The sequence below is a fragment of the Siminovitchia fordii DSM 16014 = CIP 108821 genome, assembly GCF_000374565.1.
GTDB lineage: Bacteria > Bacillota > Bacilli > Bacillales > Bacillaceae_C > Siminovitchia > Siminovitchia fordii.
Map to the genome: position 1 here is coordinate 41,187 of NZ_KB894711.1, position 6,000 is coordinate 47,186.

The following is a 6,000-nucleotide window of genomic DNA, read 5'->3' on the forward strand; positions in this document are numbered from 1 at the left end:
ACAGATAAAGAGTTTAAGAGGCTTTGGCTGCAAACAAATTGTCCGTCAATGAAGTGATGGCGAACCCCGAACAGATTTCAACCAATTATACAGTCAGTGCTATCAGGCAAAAAAGAAAACAGTTTGCTTAAATTTCCATTTAGACGAAAAGCTAGGGTGATATTCAATGAAATTTATATGTAAGCCGGCTGGTGACCAAGCTGTATTGGTCGAGTTTGAAAATAAGATTGATCAAAAGACAAATACAATGGTACGTCAGCTTTCCTATTTGGCGGAGATGGAGTCGGACAATGGTCTGGGAGAGGTCATACTCGGTTATCGCTCTTTGCTGATCCATTATAATCCTTTGAAGCTTTCCTACGCGGAGGTGCAGGAAAAGCTGCAGGAGTGGGGAAAGGAAGTTTCTGTCACCGGTTCATCCGCTGGCAGGGAGGTTCGCATTCCTGTTTTATATGGCGGCGAGTGGGGACCGGACCTGGAGGATGTGGCTGAACATAACGAGCTCAGTCCAGAAGAGGTCATTTCCATTCATTCAGGGGGAGAATATTTGGTCTATTTTCTGGGTTTTACTCCGGGATATCCGTTTATGGGAGGTATGTCGGAGAAAATCAGTACCCCTCGGCTACCCTCCCCAAGGGTTTCCATACCAGCAGGAAGTGTAGGGATTGCCAACAATCAGACGGGAATCTATCCTGTTCAGAGTCCCGGCGGGTGGCGGTTGATCGGCCGCACGCCTATGCGCCTGTACGACCCGGAAAAAGAGGATCCGTTCCTCCTCGAGTCAGGGGACAAGGTGTTTTTCGAGGCAATTACTGAAGAAGAGTTTGAAATGATAATGAAAAACAATGAAACCTGGAACATCCACTCTTCCCAACGCATAAAGGGATGATGCAACAAGGGAAAGGAGGCGATTATCATATTTGAAGTGTTGAAACCGGGATTGTTGACGACAATCCAAGACTTGGGAAGGCATGGCTATCAAAAATACGGATTGGCGGTATCGGGACCCGCTGACGGGTATTCCCACCGGATGGCTAATATTATAGTAGGAAACGGTGAAAACGCGGCGTTGTTGGAAGTGACTCTTATGGGGCTGAAATTGCTTGTGAGAGAACCGGGTATCATCGCAATCACCGGCGGAGACCTCAGTCCGGGTATAAACGGAAAAGAGGCGCCAATGTGGAAGTCTATCAAAGTTGCAGAGGGGGACGTGATCGAATTCAAGGGCGCGCGCTCGGGATGCAGGTCATATCTGGCTGTGGCCGGGGGTTTTGATGTTCCACAGGTATTGGGAAGCAGATCTACTGATCTTGTTGGAAAAATAGGCGGAATGGAAGGAAGGGCTTTAAAAAAAGGGGATATTCTCCGGGTCTTTCCGAAACCAAATGGCCGGCTGAAGGGGAGGCTCCTGCCTGATAACCTTATCCCTGAGTATCCAAGTGACGTCCAAATCCGAGTGATTCTCGGTCCTCAGGATGAATCTTTTACAGAAAAGGGAATTCGAACGTTCCTCTCCTCCGCTTACAAGGTTACACAACAAGTGGACAGGATGGGATGCAGGTTGGAAGGTCCTGTTATTGAACATGTGGAGTCGGCTGATATTATTTCGGAAGGTATTTTTTACGGGGCCATCCAGGTGCCAAAAAATGGACAGCCTATCATTTTTCTTGTCGGAAGACAGAGTATCGGCGGCTACACCAAAATCGGGGGAGTCATCGCCGTTGATCTTCCGAAGCTTGGGCAGGTAAAGCCGGGGGATACCGTCACTTTCACTAAGATTTCAATAGAGGAAGCACAGGAAGAGCTAAGAAAGCAGGAACATAACTTCCGGATATTACAAGCGACTTGCTAATAGGAAAGGGGAATTGCCACAATGAAAAAAACGATTGACTTAAATTGTGATATGGGTGAAAGTTTCGGTCAGTATAAGCTGGGAAATGACGATGAAGTTATTCAATATATCTCTTCGGCCAATGTGGCCTGCGGCTTTCATGCAGGAGACCCGAATATTATGGATCATACCGTGAAAATCGCCAAAGAGCACGGCGTGGGAGTCGGAGCCCATCCAAGCTTCCCGGATCTGGCTGGATTCGGGAGGAGGAACATGGACATTCCAAGAGATGAATTGATGAACCTGATTATTTATCAAATTGGCGCCCTGGATATCTTTTGCCAAAAACACGGGGTAATCATGACACATGTGAAGCCACATGGAAACTTGAACAACATGGCTGATTCCGACGAACAGCTGGCGATCAATATCGTTGATGCCATCCTATCTGTCAGGCCTGATCTTCCGGTTTTTGTAAAGCCGTATTCTCAGCTTCATAAGGTGGCTGAGCGGAAGGGGCTTCCATTTAAGTTGGAGATATTCGCGGATCGTGCTTACCGTAAGGACTTCTCATTAGTTTCCAGAAGAGAAGAAGGCGCTGTGATTTCGGATCCGGAGTACGTAGCAGAACGGATCATCCGGATGGTCACAGAAGGCAAGGTAAAAGCAATCACAGGGGAAGAGATAGAAGTGAATGGGGAAACAATCTGTGTCCACGGAGATACGCCGACAGCATTGGAAATGATTAAAATTATAAAAAGAAGGTTGGAAGAGGCCGGGATTGAAGTGAAATCGCCCTTTGCTTAAACAATAACGACTGAGGTGGTCAGCATGAATTGGTTTACTGATATGTTTTGGATCTGGCTGTTTGGTGCAGCTCCGATCATTTTATCCCTTGTGTTTGGTACTTACTATTTAAGAAATGATAGGTTTCCTTGGGAAAAAAATAGAGACCGGGTTGAAGATAAAGAAACCGATACAAAAAGTCTTACATCCTAGGGAGGAAACAACGTGAATTCACATATTTTACTCGGTATAGCTGTTGTTTTACTGTTGATGTTTGGGGTAGCCGTTTACTCTTATATGAAATCGAAAGATTTGCTTTCCTTTTATATTGCGGAAAGGGGAGGGAAATGGTACCTCATTCTAGGTTCACTTTTCGCATCTGGTATTAGCGGTGCTTCCTTTTTGGGAATGATGTCCTACTATTATGATCTGGGAGCAGGGACTCTCTGGATTAACATAGGAATTGCCTGGAGCTATTTCGTTCTTTGTTTCTTTATTGGACCGAAACTGCGCAGGTTTGGTCAACTTACCATTCCTGATTATCTGGCCAATCGGTTTGACAGTCCACTATTAGGACCGGTATTTTCCATCATTGCTTCTGTTTGGATGGTTGTTCTCCTGGGATCACTATATGTACAGGGAGGGTTATTGCTCTCAGAACTATTTGGTATGAGTTATGCTTCCAGTACAATTATTATTTGCGCCATGGTGATCATATTTACGATTTTAGGAGGAATGGTAGTTGTTCTTAATACCGATTTTATCGCTATGTTCATACTGACTGCCGCATTGGTTATCACAGTGCCTTTCTTGGTTAAAGCCACCGAAGGCTGGGGCCCTGTAACTGAATCTTTACATGCGGCGCAGCCTGACTACTTTACAAATGCTGGTGAATTGACTCCATTCATGGCATTCTCTTGGCTTTTCATCTGGCTGTTCGGCTATTTAGGGAATCCGGGTTACTTAACCAGATTCTACGCGGCTTCAAGCGTCAGGGACATTGTTAAAGCAGGCATGGCCATTGCATTGATTTATCTTCCGGTGTCATTTATATTCTTTGGGTCTTCATTCTTTGCGAAAACCATTTACCCAAATATAGAAGATTCGGAGACAATTTGGTTAACATACACGTTTGATCTTGTTCCTCCATTTATTGTGGGGATTGCAATGGCAGGTCTGTTTGTAGCCATTTTATCCTCTGCAAATACTTGGCTTTTGGCAGGAGCAACAAGTTTGGGAAGAGATATTTATCAGAAACTTTTGAATAAGGATGTTTCTGAAAAGAAGCTTCTTGTTGTGACCAAATTGCTTGTTATTTTCTTGGGAGCCCTTTCAGTCCCAATTGGCATTTGGCGTCCCGCTTATATTATGGAGATGATGAATCTTGCCTATCTAATTGCAGGAAGTACAGGTGGCTTAATCATTATTATGAGCATGTATTACCGCAGTATGACAAAAGAGGCTGCCTGGGGAGGAATCATCTCCGGCAGTATCATTGCCATCAGTTGGAAGCTTATGCAGAGGTATGGGGTAATTCCGGCTGAAATTGACCCGATGATTCCGACATTAATCGTTACATGTATTGTCATTATCGTTATCAGCAAGCTGACAAAGCCGTCGAAAAAAATGATAGCTGTTTTTGAAAAAATGGCAAGCTAGAAATGAGTTTATAGCTTTTTATCGTTCCGATAAAATATGTGAACAAAGAGGAATGTAAATGAATCAAAGTGTTATGAAAGCGCTCGGACTCTTAAATTTTTTCACTGAAACTGAGGTTGACCTTACCCTGAGCGAGTTGGCGCAGCGTTCGAAATTGCCCAAAGCGACAGTATTTCGTTTACTGTCGTCCTTGGAGCATATGGGGTTTTTGGTGAAATCCAAACATTCGGACCAGAACGTCCGCTATCGGCTCGGCCTGAAGCTGTTGGAACTGGGCAGCCTTGTAGCGGATCAGTTGGAATTGCGCCGGGTAGCCCAGCCTATGATGAAACATCTTCAGTCAGAGATTAACGAGACCATCCACCTTGTGATCCGGGAAGGGGATGAGGCGGTATATATTGAGAAAGTGGAGAGCAATCATGCATTGCGGCTGTATACGAGAATAGGGAGAAGATCGCCGCTCTCACTGGGTTCCGGACCCCAACTCCTTCTCGCCTTTTTACCCGAGGCGGAGCAGCAAAGGATTATTTCGGGAATGTCATTCCGAAAATTTACCAATAACACCATTACAAAGAAAAGCGATTTGCTTGAAAAAATCCAACGGACGAAAGAACAGGGCTTCACCTTAAGTTATGGTGAACAGGATGAGGGGACAATTGGATTCTCGTACCCTGTTTTTGACCGGACTGCAAACGTGATTGCCGCCCTTAGCGTGAGTGGGCCCGACACCCGCTTATCCGGTGAACACATGGAATATGCCCAGCGCAAAGCGAAAGAAACTGCCAATGAAATCTCCAAGAAGCTGGGATATATCAAGGTAACATCCACGGTTTGAGAGTTTCGTAAATGTGTGGGGGTACGAGGTCAGTATTGTGCGGCCATTAGTGAGAATCGTTCTATTGAATCGGTCATAAGGCGAGTAAATGGAATAATCGGAGAAAGTGGCTTCACCGCTCGTCTTATGCTTGTCGCCGATAAGCAGGCACTCTCGCACTTCATTTTTCCCCTTATGCCCTTATGAATCATGATGAGCAGAGTAATTAGCGATAATCAGTGAAAAAAGAGGCCATGGTCCCCGAGTAGTCAAACACATAGAAAAAACGGCATACAAGAGCGGTTCAGGGCTCTCGAACGAGAATGCAAATGAAGTGAACAGAAGAGGAGAACGCCCCAAAGCTTTTAGATGATTATAAAGCTGCCATGATCAGTAAAACAAAATCACCTGTCAAAATTTGCTTCGTGAATTTGCACGAGGCATTTTATAAAGTCGTTAAAGAATGAAAGGGAGTATTTTCCATGTTAAAAGTCCAGGAAATCCGCGAAATGATCAAGTTGATTGACCAGTCGGACATTGATGAATTTGTTTATAAACAAGACGATTGTAAAATTAAAATGAAAAAGAAAGGGAATCATCCTGTTCAGGAAACTGTCCGATATGTGACAGAACCTATGCTTGCTTCTCAGCCAGCCTCCCAAAAGGTAACCAGCTTCGAACAGCCGGCTGCGCAGCAGCAGGCGCCTGTCGCAACTGAATCGACTCAAAGCTCCGGGGCGGAAGAGAAAAGCAAATTACATGAAATTGTTTCTCCGATGGTCGGCACTTTTTACCAGGCTTCCTCTCCCGACAGCGATCCGTATGTAAAAGTAGGTTCGGAAGTCACTTCGGATTCTATCGTTTGTATTGTGGAAGCAATGAAGCTATTCAATGAGATCGAAGCGGAAGT

The 6,000-nt window shown here is 45.0% G+C and carries 7 protein-coding genes; all 7 read left to right on the forward strand.

Annotated elements, in window-relative coordinates:
• The first annotated feature begins 166 nt into the window (after positions 1–166).
• Positions 167–889: a 5-oxoprolinase subunit PxpB gene (gene pxpB / locus C509_RS0120910; protein ID WP_018708892.1), complete on the forward strand. Its 723-nt coding sequence runs from the start codon at positions 167–169 to the stop codon at positions 887–889.
• Between the two features lie 36 nt (positions 890–925).
• Positions 926–1,852 carry a 5-oxoprolinase subunit C family protein gene (locus tag C509_RS0120915; RefSeq protein ID WP_018708893.1) on the forward strand — a complete coding sequence of 309 codons (927 nt, stop codon included), beginning with the start codon at positions 926–928 and terminating at the stop codon, positions 1,850–1,852.
• Between the two features lie 21 nt (positions 1,853–1,873).
• Positions 1,874–2,638: a LamB/YcsF family protein gene (locus tag C509_RS0120920; RefSeq protein ID WP_018708894.1), complete on the forward strand. Its 765-nt coding sequence runs from the start codon at positions 1,874–1,876 to the stop codon at positions 2,636–2,638.
• Positions 2,639–2,662: 24 nt separating this feature from the next.
• Positions 2,663–2,830, forward strand: coding sequence for a hypothetical protein (locus C509_RS26270; protein ID WP_018708895.1), 168 nt, complete (start codon positions 2,663–2,665; stop codon positions 2,828–2,830).
• A 12-nt stretch (positions 2,831–2,842) separates the two neighbouring features.
• Positions 2,843–4,276, forward strand: coding sequence for a sodium:solute symporter family protein (locus C509_RS0120930; protein WP_018708896.1), 1,434 nt, complete (start codon positions 2,843–2,845; stop codon positions 4,274–4,276).
• 58 nt (positions 4,277–4,334) lie between these two features.
• Complete coding sequence (locus C509_RS0120935; RefSeq protein ID WP_018708897.1) at positions 4,335–5,111, forward strand: IclR family transcriptional regulator; 777 nt, start codon at positions 4,335–4,337, stop codon at positions 5,109–5,111.
• 461 nt (positions 5,112–5,572) lie between these two features.
• Positions 5,573–6,000 (forward strand): acetyl-CoA carboxylase biotin carboxyl carrier protein (gene accB, locus C509_RS0120940; protein ID WP_018708898.1); only part of this gene is annotated, 428 nt, incomplete at its 3' end.

What these genes read in the sequence shown, in the direction of transcription:
- pxpB (WP_018708892.1), top strand. Translation starts at nt 167, where the DNA reads ATGAAATTTATATGTAAGCCGGCTGGTGACCAAGCTGTATTGGTCGAG.
- C509_RS0120920 (WP_018708894.1), top strand. Translation starts at nt 1,874, where the DNA reads ATGAAAAAAACGATTGACTTAAATTGTGATATGGGTGAAAGTTTCGGT.
- C509_RS0120935 (WP_018708897.1), top strand. Translation starts at nt 4,335, where the DNA reads ATGAATCAAAGTGTTATGAAAGCGCTCGGACTCTTAAATTTTTTCACT.
- C509_RS26270 (WP_018708895.1), top strand. Translation starts at nt 2,663, where the DNA reads ATGAATTGGTTTACTGATATGTTTTGGATCTGGCTGTTTGGTGCAGCT.